This is a genomic window from Brevundimonas sp. (assembly GCF_003248455.1).
GTDB lineage: Bacteria > Pseudomonadota > Alphaproteobacteria > Caulobacterales > Caulobacteraceae > Brevundimonas.
Window position 1 is genome coordinate 83,444 of record NZ_QFNM01000025.1, and the last position, 17,834, is coordinate 101,277.

Annotated in this window: 13 protein-coding genes and 1 pseudogene; 8 read left to right on the plus strand and 6 right to left on the minus strand. The window is 68.5% G+C overall.

Annotated features, from left to right (window positions below; all coding sequences use genetic code 11):
- Positions 1-39: 39 nt before the first annotated feature.
- The gene (locus tag DI624_RS10965) at positions 40-1,203 is read left to right on the plus strand and encodes a bifunctional 2-C-methyl-D-erythritol 4-phosphate cytidylyltransferase/2-C-methyl-D-erythritol 2,4-cyclodiphosphate synthase (protein ID WP_291538305.1); all 1,164 of its coding nucleotides are present in this window, start codon (positions 40-42) and stop codon (positions 1,201-1,203) included.
- Here the strand turns inward: DI624_RS10965 and DI624_RS10970 are convergent.
- Complete coding sequence (locus DI624_RS10970) at positions 1,191-3,476, minus strand: spermidine synthase (RefSeq protein ID WP_291538309.1); 2,286 nt, start codon at positions 3,474-3,476, stop codon at positions 1,191-1,193. The genes DI624_RS10965 and DI624_RS10970 overlap by 13 nt on opposite strands.
- 40 nt (positions 3,477-3,516) lie before the next feature.
- Here DI624_RS10970 and DI624_RS10975 point away from each other — a divergent pair, with 40 nt between their 5' ends.
- Both DI624_RS10975 and DI624_RS10980 read left to right on the plus strand, forming a co-directional pair.
- On the plus strand, positions 3,517-4,005 hold the full coding sequence (locus DI624_RS10975; protein WP_291538349.1) for a CinA family protein: 489 nt from the start codon (positions 3,517-3,519) through the stop codon (positions 4,003-4,005).
- Positions 4,002-4,253: a sulfurtransferase TusA family protein gene (locus tag DI624_RS10980; protein WP_291538312.1), complete on the plus strand. Its 252-nt coding sequence runs from the start codon at positions 4,002-4,004 to the stop codon at positions 4,251-4,253. The genes DI624_RS10975 and DI624_RS10980 overlap by 4 nt, the downstream gene beginning before the upstream one ends.
- Here DI624_RS10980 and DI624_RS10985 read toward each other — a convergent pair.
- The gene (locus DI624_RS10985) at positions 4,210-5,154 is read right to left on the minus strand and encodes a YihY/virulence factor BrkB family protein (RefSeq protein ID WP_291538314.1); all 945 of its coding nucleotides are present in this window, start codon (positions 5,152-5,154) and stop codon (positions 4,210-4,212) included. The genes DI624_RS10980 and DI624_RS10985 overlap by 44 nt on opposite strands.
- 201 nt (positions 5,155-5,355) lie before the next feature.
- Here DI624_RS10985 and DI624_RS10990 point away from each other — a divergent pair, with 201 nt between their 5' ends.
- A complete protein-coding gene (locus tag DI624_RS10990) occupies positions 5,356-6,663 on the plus strand; it encodes a diguanylate cyclase (RefSeq protein WP_291538317.1) in 1,308 nt (435 codons plus the stop codon).
- A 7-nt stretch (positions 6,664-6,670) separates the two neighbouring features.
- On the opposite strand, the gene mfd is transcribed toward DI624_RS10990, so the two are convergent.
- Together mfd and DI624_RS11000 are read right to left on the minus strand one after the other, a co-directional pair.
- Entirely contained in the window at positions 6,671-10,117 is a 3,447-nt protein-coding gene (gene mfd, locus DI624_RS10995) for a transcription-repair coupling factor (protein WP_291538319.1), read from the minus strand.
- Positions 10,117-10,443, minus strand: coding sequence for a succinate dehydrogenase assembly factor 2 (locus tag DI624_RS11000; RefSeq protein WP_291538322.1), 327 nt, complete (start codon positions 10,441-10,443; stop codon positions 10,117-10,119). Before DI624_RS11000 ends, mfd begins: the two co-directional genes overlap by 1 nt.
- A 98-nt stretch (positions 10,444-10,541) precedes the next feature.
- Here DI624_RS11000 and recG point away from each other — a divergent pair, with 98 nt between their 5' ends.
- Both recG and gor read left to right on the plus strand, forming a co-directional pair.
- Positions 10,542-12,641: an ATP-dependent DNA helicase RecG gene (recG, locus tag DI624_RS11005; protein ID WP_291538352.1), complete on the plus strand. Its 2,100-nt coding sequence runs from the start codon at positions 10,542-10,544 to the stop codon at positions 12,639-12,641.
- A gap of 123 nt (positions 12,642-12,764) precedes the next feature.
- On the plus strand, positions 12,765-14,147 hold the full coding sequence (gene gor / locus DI624_RS11010) for a glutathione-disulfide reductase (protein ID WP_291538325.1): 1,383 nt from the start codon (positions 12,765-12,767) through the stop codon (positions 14,145-14,147).
- 4 nt (positions 14,148-14,151) lie between these two features.
- On the opposite strand, the gene DI624_RS11015 is transcribed toward gor, so the two are convergent.
- Complete coding sequence (locus DI624_RS11015) at positions 14,152-15,672, minus strand: carboxylesterase family protein (protein WP_291538328.1); 1,521 nt, start codon at positions 15,670-15,672, stop codon at positions 14,152-14,154.
- A gap of 118 nt (positions 15,673-15,790) precedes the next feature.
- Between DI624_RS11015 and DI624_RS11020 the strand changes: the two genes are divergently transcribed.
- Together DI624_RS11020 and DI624_RS11025 are read left to right on the plus strand one after the other, a co-directional pair.
- Entirely contained in the window at positions 15,791-17,311 is a 1,521-nt protein-coding gene (locus DI624_RS11020) for an HWE histidine kinase domain-containing protein (protein WP_291538330.1), read from the plus strand.
- A complete protein-coding gene (locus DI624_RS11025) occupies positions 17,308-17,685 on the plus strand; it encodes a response regulator (RefSeq protein WP_291538332.1) in 378 nt (125 codons plus the stop codon). Before DI624_RS11020 ends, DI624_RS11025 begins: the two co-directional genes overlap by 4 nt.
- On the opposite strand, the pseudogene DI624_RS11030 reads toward DI624_RS11025, so the two are convergent.
- A pseudogene (locus DI624_RS11030) lies at positions 17,682-17,834 on the minus strand (IS481 family transposase); the annotation flags it as partial. The gene DI624_RS11025 and the pseudogene DI624_RS11030 sit on opposite strands and share 4 nt — an antisense overlap.

The following is a 17,834-nucleotide window of genomic DNA, read 5'->3' on the forward strand; positions in this document are numbered from 1 at the left end:
TGGTTTCGTCCCGCCCCGGCGCGCACTATCAAGACCGCCATGACTTTCTCGGGCATCATCGTCGCGGCGGGTTCGGGTTCGAGGGCCGGCGGCGACAAACAGTGGCGCATCCTGGGCGGAAAGCCCGTGTTGCGCTGGTCGGCCGAGGCCCTGCTGAAGGCCGGCGCGGCCGAGTTGGTCGTGGTCGTGGCGCCGGGCGCGCAAGACCGCGCCGCCCAGGCTCTGGCGGGCCTGACCGGCTGGCGCGCCGCAACCGGCGGCGACGCTCGGGCCGATTCCGTGCGTGCGGGATTGGCCGCCCTGACCTGCTCCCCCGATCAACCCGTCCTGATCCACGACGCCGCCCGTCCGCTGCTGAGCGCCGCCATCGTCGAACGGCTGATCGCCGCGCTGGAGACGGCCGAAGGCGCCCTGCCCGCCCTGGCCGTCGCCGACAGCCTGCGACGCGCCGAGAACGGAACGACCACCGACGAGGTCGGCCGCGACGGCCTGTGGCGGGCCCAAACGCCCCAGGCCTTTCGGCGCGGGGTGATCGAGGCCGCCTACGCCGCCTGGACCGACGCCGAAATACCCGCGGACGAGGCGATGGTCGTTCGGCGCAGCGGCGGGCGCGTCGTCCTGGTTCCCGGCGATCCGCGCCTGCTGAAACTGACCTTCCCCGAGGATTTCGCCATGGCCGAGGCCCTGCTGTCGCAAGACGCCCCCCGCTATCAGACCCGCATCGGCTCGGGCTACGACGTCCATCGCTGGAGTCCCGGCGGTTCGGTCTGGCTGTGCGGGATAGAGGTGCCGCACGATCAGACGCTGATCGGTCATTCGGACGCCGATGCGGGCCTTCACGCCCTGACCGACGCCCTGCTGGGCGCCATCGCGGCCGGCGACATCGGCGACCACTTTCCCCCGACCGACCCGAAGTGGAAGGGTGCGTCTTCGGACCGGTTCCTGATCCACGCCGCCGAACTGACGGCCCGGCGCGGGGGGAGGATCGTCAATGTGGACGTCACCCTGATCTGCGAGCGCCCCAAGGTGAAACCCCATCGCCAGGCCATGCGCGAGCGGATCGCCGCCTTGCTTGACCTTCCTTTGGACGCCGTCAGCGTCAAGGCCACCACGACCGAAGGCCTGGGCTTCACCGGCCGCGGCGAAGGTCTGGCCGCCCAGGCCGTGGCGACCGTCGAACTGCCCGCGCCTCAGCGCGAGTAGCGCATCTGGCGCACCAACGATCCGAACAGGTTGACATAGTCGTCCGTCCACGGACGGACATCCGTCTCGGCCAGCCTGCGCCAGCGGTCGTCCTGACGGTACGGCTGCATCGCCGCCTCGCTCTTGCCGATCAGCAGGGCCTCGGTTGAGGCTTCGGCCATTTGACCCAGGCCCGGCCGTTCCAGATAGACCTGATGCAGATGCGGCGCGCCCAGGGACTGCGCCGCCGCCTCGGCCGGCAGGGTGATCTCCAGATTGCGGTTCGACAGGTGAAGAACCGCCACCCCGTCGGGCGCCAGCAGCCGCAGATAGCCCCGGATCGCCTCGACCGTCAGCAGGTGCGTCGGCACGGCGTCGGAGGAAAAGGCGTCGATGATTAGCAGGTCGTAGGACCCTGCCGGCTCCCGATCCATCGTCAGGCGCGCATCCCCGATCACCGTCCGCACCGGCCCGTCGGCGCAGCCGTCTATGAAGCTGAACCAGCGCGGGTCGCGCGACAGCCGATCCACCATCGGGTCGATCTCGAAGAAGGTCAGCCGGTCCTGCTGGCGCTTGTAGGCCGCCATGGCGCCGGATCCCTGCCCCACCACCCCGACCCGCGCCCCGTCCAGATGGCGGGCCTGGGTCTGCAGCATCGCCTGTCCCAGCGGCGTCGAAGTGGCGTAATAGAGCGTCGGCTGACAAAGGCGCGACCTGGCCTGCGCCTGCGCCCCGTGCAGGGTCGTGCCGTGCATCAGCACATGGACCGGCCCGCCCATCAGCGGATCGTCGATCCTGGCCACCCGCATGACGCCAAAGAAGCTGCGCTCCGACAGCGCCCAGTCATAGCCCCTGGCCAGGTGATAGCCCGACCAGACGATGGCCCCCAGGACCACGGCGAACAGCACCGCCCGGTCGCGGACCAGAAAGGCGAACATGGCCGCGATCCCCAGCACCCCTTGCGCGATGCGGATCAGCTGGGCGTCGGGTATGGCGGCGCGCACGTCGGGGGCGTAACGCACCGCCTCCATCGACAGCGGCCCCAGGAAGGCGATGACGACGCCCGCGACGCCGCACATGATCTCCCACGGCTGCATCTCGCGGCGGCTCCACGGTCGCAACAAGGCCGCCGCCACCAAGACCAGCGGATATTCCCAGACCATGTTGAACACGACCGGCGCGACCAGGCCGTTGAACGCCCCGCCGACCACCCCGCCCAGCGACAGCAGCAGATAGAATTCGGTCAGCCGGTCCGGCGCGGGCCGCCGGGCCGCCAGTCTTTGGTGGCACATCAGGGCCGTAAAGAAGAAGGCCGCCAGATTGACCGTGAAGACCAGCAGCCACTCGCCGGTACGAAACGCGATCAGGGCCGCGCACGCCGCCGCCATCGCCCCTTGAAGACCCAGCGCCAGCGCCGGCGGAATGGCCGGTCGCGTCTGGAAGGCGATCACGAAGGTCAGCAGATACAGGGCCAGTGGAATGACCCACAGAAAGGGCGCCGACGCCACATCGGTCGTCAGATGCGCCGTCACCCCCAGCATCAGGCTGGACGGCGCGGCCGCCAGGAGGACCAGCATCCCCTTTTCGCGCCACGGGATCGGCGGGCTGACCGCCAGCGGCGCCGGCTCGACCGCCCCGACCTGGCGCCTGCGCCACACCATCAGCCCCAGGCCGATCACCATGACCATGAACAGGCCATAGCCGGCGCTCCATCCCAACCGCTGCCCGGACAGACGGGCCAAGGGCTCGATCAGGATCGGATAGGCCAACAGCGCCAGGAAACTGCCCAGGTTGGACGCCGCATAGAGGACGTAGGGGTTGGCGCCGTCCGCCTGATCCGCCCGCACCCGCGCATACCAGGCCTGCAACAGGGGCGCGGTCGCCGACAGCACCGCGAACGGCGCGCCGATCGACGCCGCCAGGGTCGCCAGGAGCCAAAGCGCCGGCTGCGCCCCGTCGGGATCGCCGAACACCCCGCTGATCCTCAGCGGAAGAAACAGGGCGGCCAGGGCCAGAAGCGCCAGATGCGTTCCCACCTGCCCTTTCAGGCTGGAAAGGCGTTGCAGCAGATGGGCGTATCCATAGCCGACCAGAAGCGCCGTCTGGAAAAAGACCATCGAGGCGTTCCACACCGACGGCGATCCGCCCAGCGTCGGCAGGATCAGCTTGGCGGCCATCGGCTGAACCACGAACACCAGACAGGCGGAGGTGAAGATGGCGACGGCGAACAGGATCGGCGCCAAGGGATCCGCCGTCCTGGCGGTCGGGCGCGACGGGGCAGCGGCGTCTGTCATGCCTCTGGTTAGAGCCGGGTTCGCGGCCTATGAAAAGGCCATGTTCCCCGAAGACATCCGGCGCCTGGCGCAACAGATCGTCGCAAGCGCGACGGAACGCGGCCTGATGCTGGCGACGGCCGAAAGCTGCACCGGCGGACTGGTCGCGGCGGCCCTGACCGCCATTCCAGGCTCTTCCGCCGCCGTGGACCGGGGCTTCGTCACCTATAGCAACGAAGCCAAGATGCAGATGCTGGACGTGCCGGAGGCCGCCCTGGCCGCCCACGGCGCCGTTTCGGAAGCCACCGCCCGCGCCATGGCGGTCGGCGCCGTCGCCCGCTCCCGCGCCCAGGCGTCGGTTTCCGTCACCGGCGTCGCGGGGCCGGGCGGCGGCTCGGCCGACAAGCCAGTGGGTCTGGTCCATTTCGCCGCCGCCGGCCCCTCGGGCGTCATCCACCGGGAAATTCGGTTCGGCGACGTCGGCCGCGACGCGGTGCGCCTGGCCAGCGTCCGCGCGGCGCTGGAGCTGTTGGCGGGTCGGCTGGGGTGAGCGATGCCGTCGTCATCGACGCGCGCGGCCACCGCTGTCCGGTCCCCAGCCTGCGTTTGATGAAGGCGATGCAGGACGCCGCGCCCGGCGCGCGCCTGGTCCTGATGGCCACCGACCCGATGGCGCGGATCGACGTGCCTTTCCTGATGGCTCAGAAGGGCGGGCGGGTCGTCGCCGTCGAAGATGTCGACGGCGGCCTGCGGATCACGATCGAGACCGGCGGCTGGCCCGGCGTTCAGACAGATTGACCACGCTCGCCGGCGCCGCCTGGGCCTCCGACCGTTTTCTGGCCGCCAGCTCCATCTCTGTGGCGAAGGCGCCGCCGTAGAAGATGGCGTTGACGTTCCACGACAGCCAGATCAGCAGCACCACCACCGCGCCGACCGAGCCATAGGTGGCCCCCAGCGGCGCGATCTGCTCGACGTAGATGGCGCACAGCCACGACGACACCACCGACATCAGCGTCGCCACCAGCCCGCCTACGGCGGCCGGCGTCCAGGCCACCGGCGTTCGGTGGCTCATCGTATAGCGATAAAGCAGCGTCAGGCCGACCGCCAGGCCGACGGCGGGCAGGGCCGCGTCTAACGGCGCCATCCCCCCGCCCTGCCACGACGCCCCAGCCGCGGACGAGGCGTGCGCCAGGATCCGCACCGTGACCACCGCACCCGAGACCACGGTGAACAGGGCGAAGGCGAAGACGGCCACGAAAAAGGCCAGCAGGTTGAACTTGAAGAAGCCATGCGGCTCCGTCTCGTCATGTATCAGGTTCAATCCCGCCAGCAAGGCTTTGAATCCCCTGTGCGCGGCATAGGCGCCGACGAACAGGGCGAAGGCGCTCTGGGCCGATACGGTCCGCGCCGAGGCGTTGCTCAGGCGCGCGATCTCGTCCTGAAAAATGGTCTGCGCGGCGTTGGGCAGCAGGTCCGACAGCGCCGCCGCCTGGGCGCTGACCTCGTTGATCGACAGACCCAGCTTGTAGAAGCCGATCAAGATCGCGATCGCCGGGAACACCGCCAGCAGGGCGAAGAACGACACCCCGCCCGTGTAAAGCATGACGTCGCGTCCCCAACTGCGGGTGAAGGCCCGGACGGCCAATGCGCCCCAGAACTTGGGCGCCGTAAGCACCGATCGTGTCAGCTGTTCGCTCAAGCCGGTCCCCACAACCGTTACTGCAAGCGCCGGAACCTAACGGATTCCGTCGCTGGTGAAAGTCTCATCCGCGTGAGGGCGGACTTTCCACGCTCCGGTGCGCTCCGGCCGGCCGCGACATTGCATCCTTAACACCCTCGTCGTTATGGTCCGCCGGCGCCGCGCCCGCCTGGGGCGCGGCGGCTTACGGAGACGACCGGCTTGGCTTTCGACGCGCGCGTATTGATCCTGGCGGCCGACGACGGCCGGGTCGGGCCGCTCGCCGCCGGACTGGATGCGCTGGGGTGGCGGACCGTGACGGCGCGCGATGTCGCCTCGGCCGAAATGACGTTGCAGGACTTCGCCCTGGAGGCCGCAGTCATCGACATCGACGGGTTGGACGGGGACGCCGCCCTGCGCCTTCGGGCCGCCGCCGAACCGCGCCGGCTGCCGATCATGGCCATCGGGGCGCGGCCCGACAGCGTGCGCGGCGCCGACATGACCATGTCCCTGCCGCCCCATCCGGCCCAGGCGGCGCTCCGGCTGGAGCAACTGGGTCGCGCCGCCATCGCCGAGGAGGAGTTCCGCCTGCGCGTCACCACCTTCGCCACGCGCGGGGTGGGGCTTGACGCCCGCGCCCAGGACGACGGTCCCTTGCGCGTCCTGGCGGCCGGTGTGGCGGATCGCCGTTTCCTGGCCCTGTCCAACGCCCTGACGGCCGCCGGTGTAGAAGTGATCGCCGCCCCCACCCCCTACACCGCCTTTGACTATCTGCACGAAAGCCCGTTCGACGCCGCCGTCCTATGGGGCGCGGAGGATCATGCCCCGGCGCTGTCCATAGCGTCGGGCATGAAGCGCAACACCCGTCTCTATCACATCCCGCTGATGCTCTATCTGCGCGGCAAGAACGAGATCAGCCTGTCCGAGCTTTTCAATCGCGGCTTCGCCGACGTCGCCTCGGCCGATACGCCCGAGGATGAGACGGCCGAGCGCATCCTGTCCCTGGCCAGCGCCCACCGCACCCACCTGGGCATCCGAAAGACGCTGGATTCGGTGCGCAGCCTGGAGCTGATGGACCCGGAAACTGGTCTGTTCACCCCCGAACTGTTCGCCAGCCATCTGGCCCGGGTCGCAGAGGCCTCTCGCGCCCGCAAACGCCCTCTGTCGGTCTGCGTTTTGCGTGTTCGCGAGACGGAATCCGTCACCTGGGCGCGCCAGGGCGGCTGGCTGGACCGCGCCATGCCTCAGATCGGGGCAATGGTGTCGCGCCTGGTCCGGGTGGAGGACACGCCCGCGCGCCTGGCCAAGGAGGTGTTCGCCCTGGCCCTGCCCGCAACCCACGCCGAACCGGCGCGCCTGGCGGCCGAGCGTATCGCCGCCGTCATCGGCTGCACCGCCTTCGACGCCGGCCCCGACCGCTCGCCCTTCGTGGCCGAGTTCGATGTCGGCGCCGCCGAGATGCGCCCCGACGAAAGCGCCGCCGCCCTGTTGGAACGCGCCTCGGCCGACCTGTTCGAGAAGACGCGCTGAGGGGTGTTTACGCCCCCGCCACCCGCGCCAGGTCGGCGGTGATGCGCTCGGCCACCTTCAGCCGGTCCTCCGCCGTGGGCCAGTCGCCCGACACCACGATCTTCTGATCCGGCCGGATTTTCCAGAACGCCTGGTTCTTCTGGATCAGACCGATCAGCCCGGCCGGATTGGGGAAGCTGTTGTCGCGCAGGGTCAGCACCGCCCCGCGCGGCCCGATGTCGATCTTCTCGATACAGGCGCGGCGGCAGTTGGCCTTGACGCCCACGATCTTCAGCAACTGCTGCGCCTCGTCCGGCAGAGGCCCGAAGCGGTCGATCAATTCGGCGGCCAACGCTTCGCGATCCTCGCTGCGTTCCGCGTCGGACAGACGGCGATACAAGCTCAGACGAACGTTCAAGTCCGGCACATAATCTTCTGGAATCAGAACGGAGGCGCCGACGTTTATCGATGGCGACCAGCCGCGATCCACGGTCGCCCCCTCGCCCTTCTCCTTCAGCTCCGCGACGGCGTCCTCCAGCATCTGCTGGTACAGCTCGACGCCCACCTCACGGATATGGCCCGACTGTTCGTCGCCCAGCAGATTGCCGCCGCCGCGTTGGTCCAGGTCGTGGCTGGCCAGCTGGAAGCCGGCGCCCAGATTATCCAGCGACTGCAACACCTGAAGCCGCCGTTCGGCCGACAGGGTCATCGGCTTGATCGGATCGGTGGTCAGATATGCGAAGGCCCGCGCCTTGGACCGGCCGACCCGGCCCCGGATCTGATAAAGCTGCGCCAGGCCGAACATGTCGGCGCGGTGCACGACCAGGGTGTTGGCGGTCGGAATGTCCAGCCCGCTCTCGACGATGGTGGTCGAGACCAGCACGTCGTATTCCCCCTCGTAGAAGGCGCTCATCACCTCCTCCAACTGGGTCGCGCTCATCTGGCCGTGGCCGACGACGAACTTCACCTCGGGAACCTGTTCGCGCAGGAACTTTTCGATGTCCGGCAGGTCCTTCAGGCGCGGCGCGACATAATAGGCCTGCCCCCCGCGATACTTCTCGCGCAGCAGGGCCTCGCGCACCAGCACCGGGTCCCACGGCGTGACGTAGGTCCGCACCGCCAGGCGATCGACCGGCGGGGTGGCGATGATCGACATTTCGCGGATGCCCGACAGCGCCATCTGAAGCGTGCGCGGGATCGGCGTCGCCGTCAGGGTCAGCAGATGCACGTCGGCGCGCAGCGTCTTCAGCTTCTCCTTGTGCTTGACGCCGAAGTGCTGCTCCTCGTCGACGATGACCAAGCCCAGGTCGCGGAAGCCGACCTGTTCGGCCAGGACCGCATGGGTGCCGACGACGATCTCGACCGAGCCGTCCTTCAGGCCGGCGCGCGTCTCCGCCGCCGCCTTGCCCGTCACCATGCGCGACAGCTGGCGCACCTTGACCGGCCAGCCGGCGAACCGTTCGGTGAAGGTCTTGAAGTGCTGGCGCGCCAGCAGGGTGGTCGGCGCCACCACGGCCACCTGCTGTCCCGTCATGGCCACGACGAAGGCGGCGCGCAGCGCCACCTCGGTCTTGCCGAAGCCGACGTCGCCGCAGATCAGCCGATCCATCGGCACGCCCTTGCCCAGGTCCTCCAGCACGTCGCCGATGGCGTTCAGCTGGTCGTCGGTCTCCTCATAGGGGAAGCGCGCGCAGAATTCGGCGAACAGGCCCGGCGGCGGCGTCACCGCCTCCGTCTCGCGCAGCGCGCGCTTGGCCGCCAGGGCGATCAGCCCCTCGGCCATGGCGCGCAGCCGCTCCTTCGCCTTGGCCTTGCGCGCCTGCCAACCGGCGCCGCCCAGCTTGTCCAATTGCACGCCTTCGGCGTCCGAGCCGTACCGGCTCAGAAGGTCGATGTTTTCGACCGGCAGATAGAGTTTGCTCTCCCCGGCGTACATCAGTTCCAGGCAGTCGTGCGGCGCCTCCTGGATGTCCAGCGTCTTCAGCCCTTCATAGCGGCCGATGCCATGATCCAGATGGACCACCAGATCGCCGGTCGTCAGGGCCGAGGCTTCGGCGAGGAAGTTCGAGGCCCGGCGCTTCTTCCGGGGCCGCGCCAGGCGGTCGCCCAGGATGTCCGTCTCGGAGATGACCGCGACCTCGTCGGTGACGAAGCCATGCTCCACCGGCAGCACGCCGCGCAGGTAAAGGTCCTTCGGCGCCGACTGCACATCGGCCCAGTCGCGCACGACCACGATATGGTCCAGGCCGTGATCGGCCAGCATGGTCGCCAGCCGCTCGGACGAGCCTTCGGTCCAGGACGCGAACAGCACCCGACGCCCGTCGGCCTTCAACGCCTGCGCATGGTCCGCGACCGCCTGGAACAGGTTGACGCTGTCCTGCGACCGCTCAGCCGCAAACGTCCGGCCCAGCCGCCCGCCGGCGTCTTCGCCGGCGCCCGAAAAGGGCGTGAACCGCCGCACCGCGCGACCCGCCAGCGCCTGGTTCCAGTCGCCCGCGTCCATATACAACTGCTTCGGCGGCAGAGCCCGATTGGTCGCCGCGCCGCCTTTCGCCTTGGCCGCCTCGGCCCGCGCCTCATAGGCGTCGGCGATCAGATCCCAGCGCTCGCCCCGCGCGGTCTCGGCCTGATTGTCCAGAAAGACCTGCGCCTGGTCCGGCAAATAGTCGAACAGCGTGTCCAGCGCCTCGTAGAACAGCGGCAGCCACTGCTCCATGCCCTGACGCCGCGCGCCCTCGCTGATCGTCGCATACAGCGGATCGTCGCCCGGCGCGCCGAACAGCTTCAGATAGCCCGTGCGGAAGCGCGAAATGGCGGCGGCGTCCAACAGCGCCTCGGACACCGGCGCCAGCGAGACCGACGTCATCTGGCCGGTCGACCTCTGGGTCTCCGGGTCGAAAGTGCGGATCGATTCCAGTTCGGAGCCGAACATGTCCAGACGCACCGGCTCGGCGAAGCCCGGCGGAAAGACGTCCACCACCCCGCCGCGCACCGCGAACTCGCCCCGCTCCGACACGGTCGAGGCGCGGACATAGCCGTTGGCGGCGAAATACCTTTCCAGCGCCTGGATATCGAGATCGCGCCCGACCTTCGTCTCGAACCCGGCCTGCAGGGTCACGGCCCTGGGCGGCGTCCGCTGCATAGCCGCGGAAATGGTCATGACCACCAGCACCGGGGCGTCATCCGGCTTGCGCTGCGCCAGCCGCGTCAGGGTCGCCATCCGCTGCGCCGCGATCCCCGCTGTTGGGCTCAGCCGGTCATAGGGCAGACAATCCCACGCCGGATATTCCAACACTTCAATATTTTGCGAGAAGAACTGAAACGCCTGAACGAACGCCCCAGACCGCTGATAGTCCCGCGCGACGAACAGGGCTGCGCCGCCTGCGGCCTTCAACCGCTCGGCGATGATCAGGGCGTCCAGCCCCTCCGGCGCGCCGCCCAGATCGGCGTCGGTCCGCGTCACCTGCTGATCCATCAACCGATGCCCTTGCTGACTTCGGCCGCGACATGCGCGCGCATGAAGGCTCGAACCTTGGCCATGACGGGCGTCTCGAACTCGGGCGGCGTTAGGTCGCGCTCGATGATCCAGCCATAGAGCCACTGGTCCTCTTCCTCGATCAGCCGCTCGAACACGTCCAGCTCCGCATCCGTCAGGGTCGGCGCCACCTGGTCCGAAAACGGCCCCAGCACCATGTCGGCCTCGCGGAAGCCCCGCCGCCAGGACCGGAACTGGATTCGTCCCAGCCGCAGCTTGCGGTCCGGGGTCATTTCGCTTTCGAGACGCGCGTCGATTTCGGCCACAAGGATCCTTGCCCGGTCCAGACTTTAAAACAGGTCGGGTCAGATAGCGTTCCTGAACGGACTTCGCCACCCGTCATGGTCACGCTATGTTCACGGCGATGCGTCCGCAGATTCTCTTTCCCCTGTTCGCCGAGGTCTCGACCCTGAAGGGCGTGGGTCCGCGCGCCCTGCCCCTGGTGCAGAAGGTCGCCGGGCCGCTGGTGCGCGATCTGGCGTTCCTGTCGCCGTCGGGCGTCATCGTCCGTCGTCCGATGCAGGCCGCCGACGCCGTGGACGGTGCGGTCGGCATATTCGAAGTCGTCATCGACCGGATGTTCGTTCCCAGCCGCCCGGGCGCGCCGCTGAAAGTCAGGGCTGCGGACCCCACGGGCTTCGTCCATCTGGTCTGGTTCGGCGGCTCGCCCCAGCATATCGACCGGCTTCTGCCGCGCGGCGAGACCCGGTTGGTGTCGGGCAAGGTCGAACGTTTCAGCGGCGAAGTCCAGATCGTCCATCCCGACGTCGTCACGGTGGACAGGGCGGCCGATATTCCCATCTCGGAACCCGTCTATCCGGCCACGCAGGGCCTGACCTCGCGCCAATTGCGAAAGCTGGTCCAGACGGCCCTGGCCGCCGCCCCCGAACTGGCCGAATGGCAGGACGCCGCCTGGATCAGGAAACAGGGCTGGCCGGCCTGGCGCGCGGCGCTGGACGCCCTGCACGCCCCGACGAACGAGGCCGACCTGTCGCCCGACGCCCCCGTGCGCCAGCGTCTGGCCTATGACGAGTTCCTGGCCCACCAGCTGGCCCTGGCGCGCCGCCGCCGGGCGCGCGAAATCAAGCCCGCGCCCGTCATCGCGCCCGGCGCGGCGTCCGAGCGTTTGCTCGAGGCCCTGCCCTTCAAGCTGACCAACGCCCAGGCCCAGGCCGTCGCCGAAATCCGCCGCGACCTCGCCTCGGGCAGGCAGATGGGCCGTCTGCTTCAGGGCGACGTGGGCTCGGGCAAGACCGCCGTGGCCGCCTTGGCCCTGGCCGACGCCGCAGCCAGCGGTCTTCAGTCCGCCCTGATGGCCCCGACCGAAATCCTGGCGCGCCAACATTTCGAGAAACTGGGTCCGCTGCTGGAGACCGCAGGTGTGACCTCGGTGCTTCTGACCGGCCGCGACACGAACGGCCAGAGGCGTGAGAAGCTGGCGGCCCTGGCCTCGGGTCAGGCCCAGATCGCCGTCGGCACCCATGCCCTGTTCCAGGACGCCGTCCGCTTCGACCGGCTGGCCCTGGCCGTCATCGACGAACAGCATCGGTTCGGCGTCAACGAGCGCCAAAGGCTCCAGGCCAAGGGCGACCCGCGTATCGGCGCGGTCCACCTGCTGACCATGTCGGCCACCCCCATCCCCCGCACCCTGGAACTGACCCAGTACGGCGAACTGGAGGTCAGCCGCCTGACCGAGAAACCGCCCGGCCGCACGCCCGTCACGACCGCCGTCCTGCCCCTGGCCCGGATCGGAGAAGTCGCCGCGCGCCTGAAGACCGCCGTCGAAAGCGGCGCCCAGGCCTATTGGATCTGCCCCCTGGTCGAGGAATCCGAGGCCATCGACCTGGCCGCCGCCGTCGATCGCGCCGACGATCTTCGCCGCCTGCTGGGCGTCGAGGTCGGTTTGGCCCACGGCCGGACGCCCGGCGCCGAACGCGAGGCCGTCATGGCCGATTTCGCCGACGGCCGTCTGCCGGTCCTGGTCGCCACCACGGTCGTCGAGGTCGGGGTCGATGTGCCCAACGCCTCGATCATGGTCATCGAACACGCCGACCGCTTCGGCCTGGCCCAATTGCACCAACTTCGTGGACGCGTCGGGCGCGGATCGAAGGCCAGTTCCTGCATCCTGCTCTACGGCGGTCAGGACGGCGCCCAGGGTCCCAGGCTGGGCGAGACGGCCAAGGAAAGGCTGGAGACCCTGCGCCGCACCGAGGACGGCTTCGTCATCGCCGAGGAGGATTTCCGCCTGCGGGGCGGCGGCGACCCGCTGGGCCTGAAACAGAGCGGATTGCCCGCCTATCGCTTCGCCGACCCGATCCGCCACCGCGCCTTGATGCTGGCGGCCGCCGACGACGCCCGCCTGATCCTGAACCGCGATCCCGACCTGGCGTCCGAACGCGGCCAGGCGGTCCAGGTGCTGGAGGAACTGTTCGACTGGAAAACCCACAGGGCCGGGTCGGATTGAGGCTTCCGCGCGGTCGCGCGGCTTGCATTGGCGCGCCGTAAGCATCGGATGTTCGGCGGGCGGACTTGGATTTCGCATGGCGCGGCTTAAATGCCGAGGCTGCTGGTAAACGGAGCTTGCGCCTTGGCCGACTATGACTACGACCTCTTCGTCATCGGCGCCGGTTCGGGCGGTGTGCGGGCGGCGCGTCTGACGGCGCTGGACGGCAAGCGCGTCGCGGTCGCCGAGGAGTATCGGGTCGGCGGGACCTGCGTCGTCCGCGGCTGCGTGCCCAAGAAGTTCATGGTCATGGCCTCCGAGGTCAGTCATGCGCTCGAGATCGCCGAGGGCTATGGCTGGTCCTTCGACAACGCCCGATTCGACTGGCCGACCTTCCTGGAGGCCAAGGATGTCGAGATCGCGCGCCTGTCGGGCATCTACGCCGCCAATCTGGGCAAGGCGGGGGTCGACCTGATCCACGGCCGCGCGGTGCTGAAGGACGCCCACACGGTCGAGATGGTCGGCAAGAACCGCTCCCTCACCGCCGAGAAGATCCTGATCGCCACCGGCGGCCGGCCGTGGAAGCCCGAGGATCTGCCGGGCATCGAACACGCCATCACCTCCGAGGAGGCTTTCCACCTGCCCGAACTGCCCAAACGCATCCTGATCGCGGGCGGCGGCTATATCGCGGTGGAGTTCGCGGGCATCTTCGCCGGCCTGGGTGTCGAGACCACCCTGATCTATCGCGGTCCCAACATCCTTCGGGGCTTCGACGACGACGTGCGGGCGCACCTGGCGGGCGAGATCGAGAAGCGGGGAATCAAGGTCGTGTTGGGCTGCCAGCACGAGAGGATCGAGAAGACGGCGACCGGCCTGGTCAACCATCTCGAAAACGGCATGAAGCTGGAAACGGACGTGGTCATGTTCGCCACCGGCCGCATCCCCCACGTCAAGGAGCTGGGCCTGGAGGCGGCCGGCGTGGAGTTGAACGACGAGGGCGCGATCAAGGTCGATCCCTATTCCAGGACCACGACCGAAAACATCTGGGCCATAGGCGACGTGACCGACCGGATGAACCTGACCCCCGTCGCCATTCGCGAGGCGGTCGCCTTCCACCAGACGGTCTTCCGCGACAACCCCCAGCATTTCGACTACGAGGCCGTCGCCACCGCCGTCTTCAGCCAGCCTCCGGTCGGGGTGGTGGGCCTGAGCGAGGCCGATGCGCGCCGTTCCTGCGCGAAGGGCGTGGACGTCTATGTGACCCGCTTCCGGCCGATGAAATACGCCTTCACCGGCTCCGACGAGCGGGTGCTGATGAAGCTGGTGGTCGACGCCGACACCCAGCGCGTCGTGGGCGTCCACATCGTCGGCCCCGACAGCCCCGAAATGATCCAGTTGGCCGCCATCGCCGTGAAGGCAGGCCTGACCAAGGCCCAGTGGGACGCCACCTGCGCCGTCCACCCCACCATGGCCGAGGAACTGGTCACGCTGAAGGAGAAGCAGTCGTCGGCGACCTCGGCCGGCTGATTCCTTATGGTCGCGGCCGCTCTCGAAATCGCTCCAGCAGGTCCAGCCGCGCGCCGAACGGCACGGGCGTCGCTGCCGGCCCCGCATTGCCGAAGTTCATCAGCCGGATGTCCTCCGCGCCGGCCATCGGCCATTCCGGCCGACCGACGCCGTTGGGATCGCCCGAGCGCGCGAAGGCGGTCCAATATCCCATCATGACGTCCGACGCCCTGCGATCCCGATCCTCCACCGGATACGGCAGGGTGTTCAGCGTACCGAACACATAGGGCCGCTCGATCGCATGGGTGGCCCCGCCGTGCGGCTCGGGGTTCTGGGGCGAGGAGATGTCGAACCGATAGAGCCAGGCCGGATGACCGGCCCTGGCGTGCAGGCGCGCCAGCATTCGCGCCGGCTCGGAAAACACCAGGTCGGTGATCGCCAGCCTGTCGAAAGCCTCCTGCCCGCCATAGGCCTGGACCGCGTCGGCCCGCTCCAGCCAGGTCATGTCGTCGTCGATCTCGCCATAGCCGTTGCGGTCCGTCGGCCGCATCCACCAGAATTCGGCGCTGTTGGAGCCGATGATGAAGGGCACGGGCGCCTGACGCCCTGCCTTGAACGCCGCCTCGACGGTCGACGGCGCGATATGCCCGTCGATCAGGGTCAGGTCGCCGTTGGCGAACACCGGCGGCGGCGTCAGAAACATCTCGGCCGGGGCGGCGCGCAGGTCCGCCGCCGTGCGGAGCCCCGCCGCGTGAGCCCAGACCTCGCCCCGTTCGCGCGCCGACGGCGATCCGCGCGGCCCCTTGCGATCCAACGGGGTCTGCAACTCGCGCCCCAGGCCCGACTGGACCACCGCCCGGTCGAACAGGCCGCGCGCGGGCGGCGCGATCATCAGGCGCGTGACCATGGCCCCGCCCGCCGATTCGCCGAAGACGGTGACGTTCTCGGGATCGCCGCCAAAGGCCGCGATGTTGGCGCGCACCCATTTCAGGGCGGCGACGACATCCATCAGTCCATAGTTGCCGGCCGGTTCGCCCGCCGGCCGCTCGGCGGCCAGGGCGGGATGGTCGAAGAAGCCCAGCCGCCCCAGGCGATAGTTCAGCGTGACCACCACCATGCCGCGCCGGGCCAGGGCCGAGCCGTCGTACAACGGCGCCGTGCCGGACCCGTTCACCAGACCCCCGCCGTGGATCCAGACCATGACCGGCGCGGGCTCCAGTGTTTCCGTCGGCCGCCAGACGTTCAGGTTCAGGCAGTCCTCGCTCATCGGCAAGGGGCCCACGCCGGGATCGCCGCTGGGCGGCGCCTGGATGCAGATCGGTCCGTAGGTTCCGGCGTCGCGCTCGCCATGCCAGGTCGGCGCGGGATCGGGCGGGCGCCAGCGTCGATCCGCCGTCGGCGCGGCGGCGTAGGGAATGTTCTTGAACGCGGCCACGTCGGCGTCGGCGCGTCCGGTCAGGACGCCCTGCGAAATGCGGACGGTGGGCTGTTCGGCTGCGGGCGCCATCATGAGCGAGAGGGTGGCGAAGACGCCGGCGATTGTCATCCTCGCTGATTAGCAAATCCTGCCGACACGCCAATGATCTTGTGATCACACTCGGCGACATCTTGCGGGAGAACCGTTTTCAGGATCATGCGTTGTGGCCAAGCTAGCGGGGTAGGCGTTGAACGATCCAAAGACATCAGAACGTCCGGTCGCAGCCGAGACCGCGGCCGTCGCCGCCGCGTTCGAAGGTTCGCCGAACCCCTATGTGCTGCTCACGCCGGATCTTCGCATCATAGCGGTCAATCGCGCCTATGAGGACGTGACGGGCGGGCGGCGCGAAGACATCGTCGGACGGTCCCTGTTCGCCGCCTTCGATTCCGGTCCCGGTTCCGACGCGCCAGAGAACGTCCGCCAGGTGCGCGCATCCCTGGAGAAGGCCCGCGACACCCGCCAGCGCGACCATCTGGCCGTCGTGCGGTTCTCGGTCGAGAGGACAATGGCGGACGGCGCTCAGGGGTTCGTCGACCGCGTCTGGAGCGCCACGCACACCCCCCTGCTGAACGCGACCGGCGAGGTCGAATTCCTGCTTCAGCACACCACCGACGTCACCGACCTGTCCCCGACCATTCGCCCCGAAGAGCCGACCACCGCGCTTGACGCCATCGTCGGCGGCTCTGTCCTGCACCGGGCGCGATCCGTGCAGGAGGACAACCGCCGCCTGGAGACCGAACGCAACCGCCTGGTCGAGATGTTCATGCAGGCGCCGGGTTTCGTCGCCATTCTCTCTGGGCGAGACCATCGCTTCCAGATGCACAACGACGCTTACAGCCAGTTGATCGGCCATCGCGACATCGCGGGTAAAACCATACGCGAGGCCTTGCCGGAACTGGAAGGCCAGGGTTTCTATGACCTTCTCGACGGTGTTTTCGCCACCGGCGAACCCTATGAAGGGCGTGAAAGCGTCGCCCACCTCCAGCGCACCCCCAACGAGCCGACGGAGACCGTCTATCTGAACTTCATCTACCAGCCGATTCGGGACGCGGCCGGCGTCGTCGTGGGCATCTTCGTCCAGGGGCACGACATCACCGAAAACGTGCTCGCGGCCCAGCGTCAGAAGCTGATGATCGACGAACTGAACCATCGGGTGAAGAACACCCTGGCCACGGTGCAGTCGATCGCCGTCCAGACCGCCCGATCCAACACCGACCCCGCCGGCTTCGCCGAGACGTTCCAGTCGCGGATCATGTCCCTGTCGCACACCCACAATCTGCTGACCCAGAGCCATTGGGAAGGCGCGGATCTGCGCGCCATCCTGGAACATGAGACCGAAGCCTATGGCCAGACGCGGGTCAGCCTGGTGGGGCCGCCCGTCTCGCTGGCGCCGGCGACCGTCCTGTCGCTGGGCATGATCTTCCACGAAATGGCGACCAACGCCGCCAAATACGGCGCCTTGCATACGCCGGAGGGCCGGGTCCTGATCGACTGGGCCCTGGCCGACCAGCGCGCGCCCAAGCTGCGGCTGACTTGGCGCGAAATCGGAGGGCCGAAAGTTACGGCGCCGGACAGAAGAGGCTTCGGTAGCCGTTTGATTGAACGAAACATTCGTCACGATCTGGCGGGCGAGATCGATCTGGTCTACGCCCCTGAAGGATTGATCGCGGAACTGACGGTTCCGCTCGACAGGACAGCCGCACGATGACCCAGCCCCTGACCGGCCGCCGCGTCCTGATCGTGGAGGACGAATCGCTCGTCGCCATGCTGATCGAGACCATTCTGGAAGACATGGACTGCGTGCCTGTCGGCCCCGCCTCCAGTATCGAAGAGGGCCTGGCCCTGGCGCGCGACGCCGAAAGCCTGGACGCGGCCCTGCTGGATGTGAACGTCTCGGGCCAGCAGGTCTTTCCCGTCGCCGAGGCGCTGAGGGCGCGCGGCGTGCCCTTCGTCTTCTCCACCGGCTATGGCGAGGGCGGTCTGCCCGACGAATGGCGCGGCCTGCCCACCGTCCAGAAGCCGTTCACCGAATCGGCCATCCGCGACGCCTTGATGAAGGCCATCGGCGTCGCTGAGTTCTAGGTGTTCAGTCTCGGCATCTGGTTAATAGGGTTGAGGATGAATCGGTCTGACTCTGAAGTCCAGATTTTTGCGATGTATTCGTAAGGGGTGAGGCCGCTGAGTGTCTTGAGGCGACGGGCGAAGGTGTATGCTGGCATGAAGTCGGCGAG

Bases quoted from the DNA above. Each gene is read 5' to 3' on its own strand.
- mfd (WP_291538319.1), bottom strand. From the start codon at position 10,117: ATGGATCAGCAGGTGACGCGGACCGACGCCGATCTGGGCGGCGCGCCG.
- DI624_RS10975 (WP_291538349.1), top strand. From the start codon at position 3,517: ATGTTCCCCGAAGACATCCGGCGCCTGGCGCAACAGATCGTCGCAAGC.
- DI624_RS11015 (WP_291538328.1), bottom strand. From the start codon at position 15,672: ATGACAATCGCCGGCGTCTTCGCCACCCTCTCGCTCATGATGGCGCCC.
- recG (WP_291538352.1), top strand. From the start codon at position 10,542: ATGCGTCCGCAGATTCTCTTTCCCCTGTTCGCCGAGGTCTCGACCCTG.
- DI624_RS10970 (WP_291538309.1), bottom strand. From the start codon at position 3,476: ATGACAGACGCCGCTGCCCCGTCGCGCCCGACCGCCAGGACGGCGGAT.
- DI624_RS11025 (WP_291538332.1), top strand. From the start codon at position 17,308: ATGACCCAGCCCCTGACCGGCCGCCGCGTCCTGATCGTGGAGGACGAA.
- DI624_RS10965 (WP_291538305.1), top strand. From the start codon at position 40: ATGACTTTCTCGGGCATCATCGTCGCGGCGGGTTCGGGTTCGAGGGCC.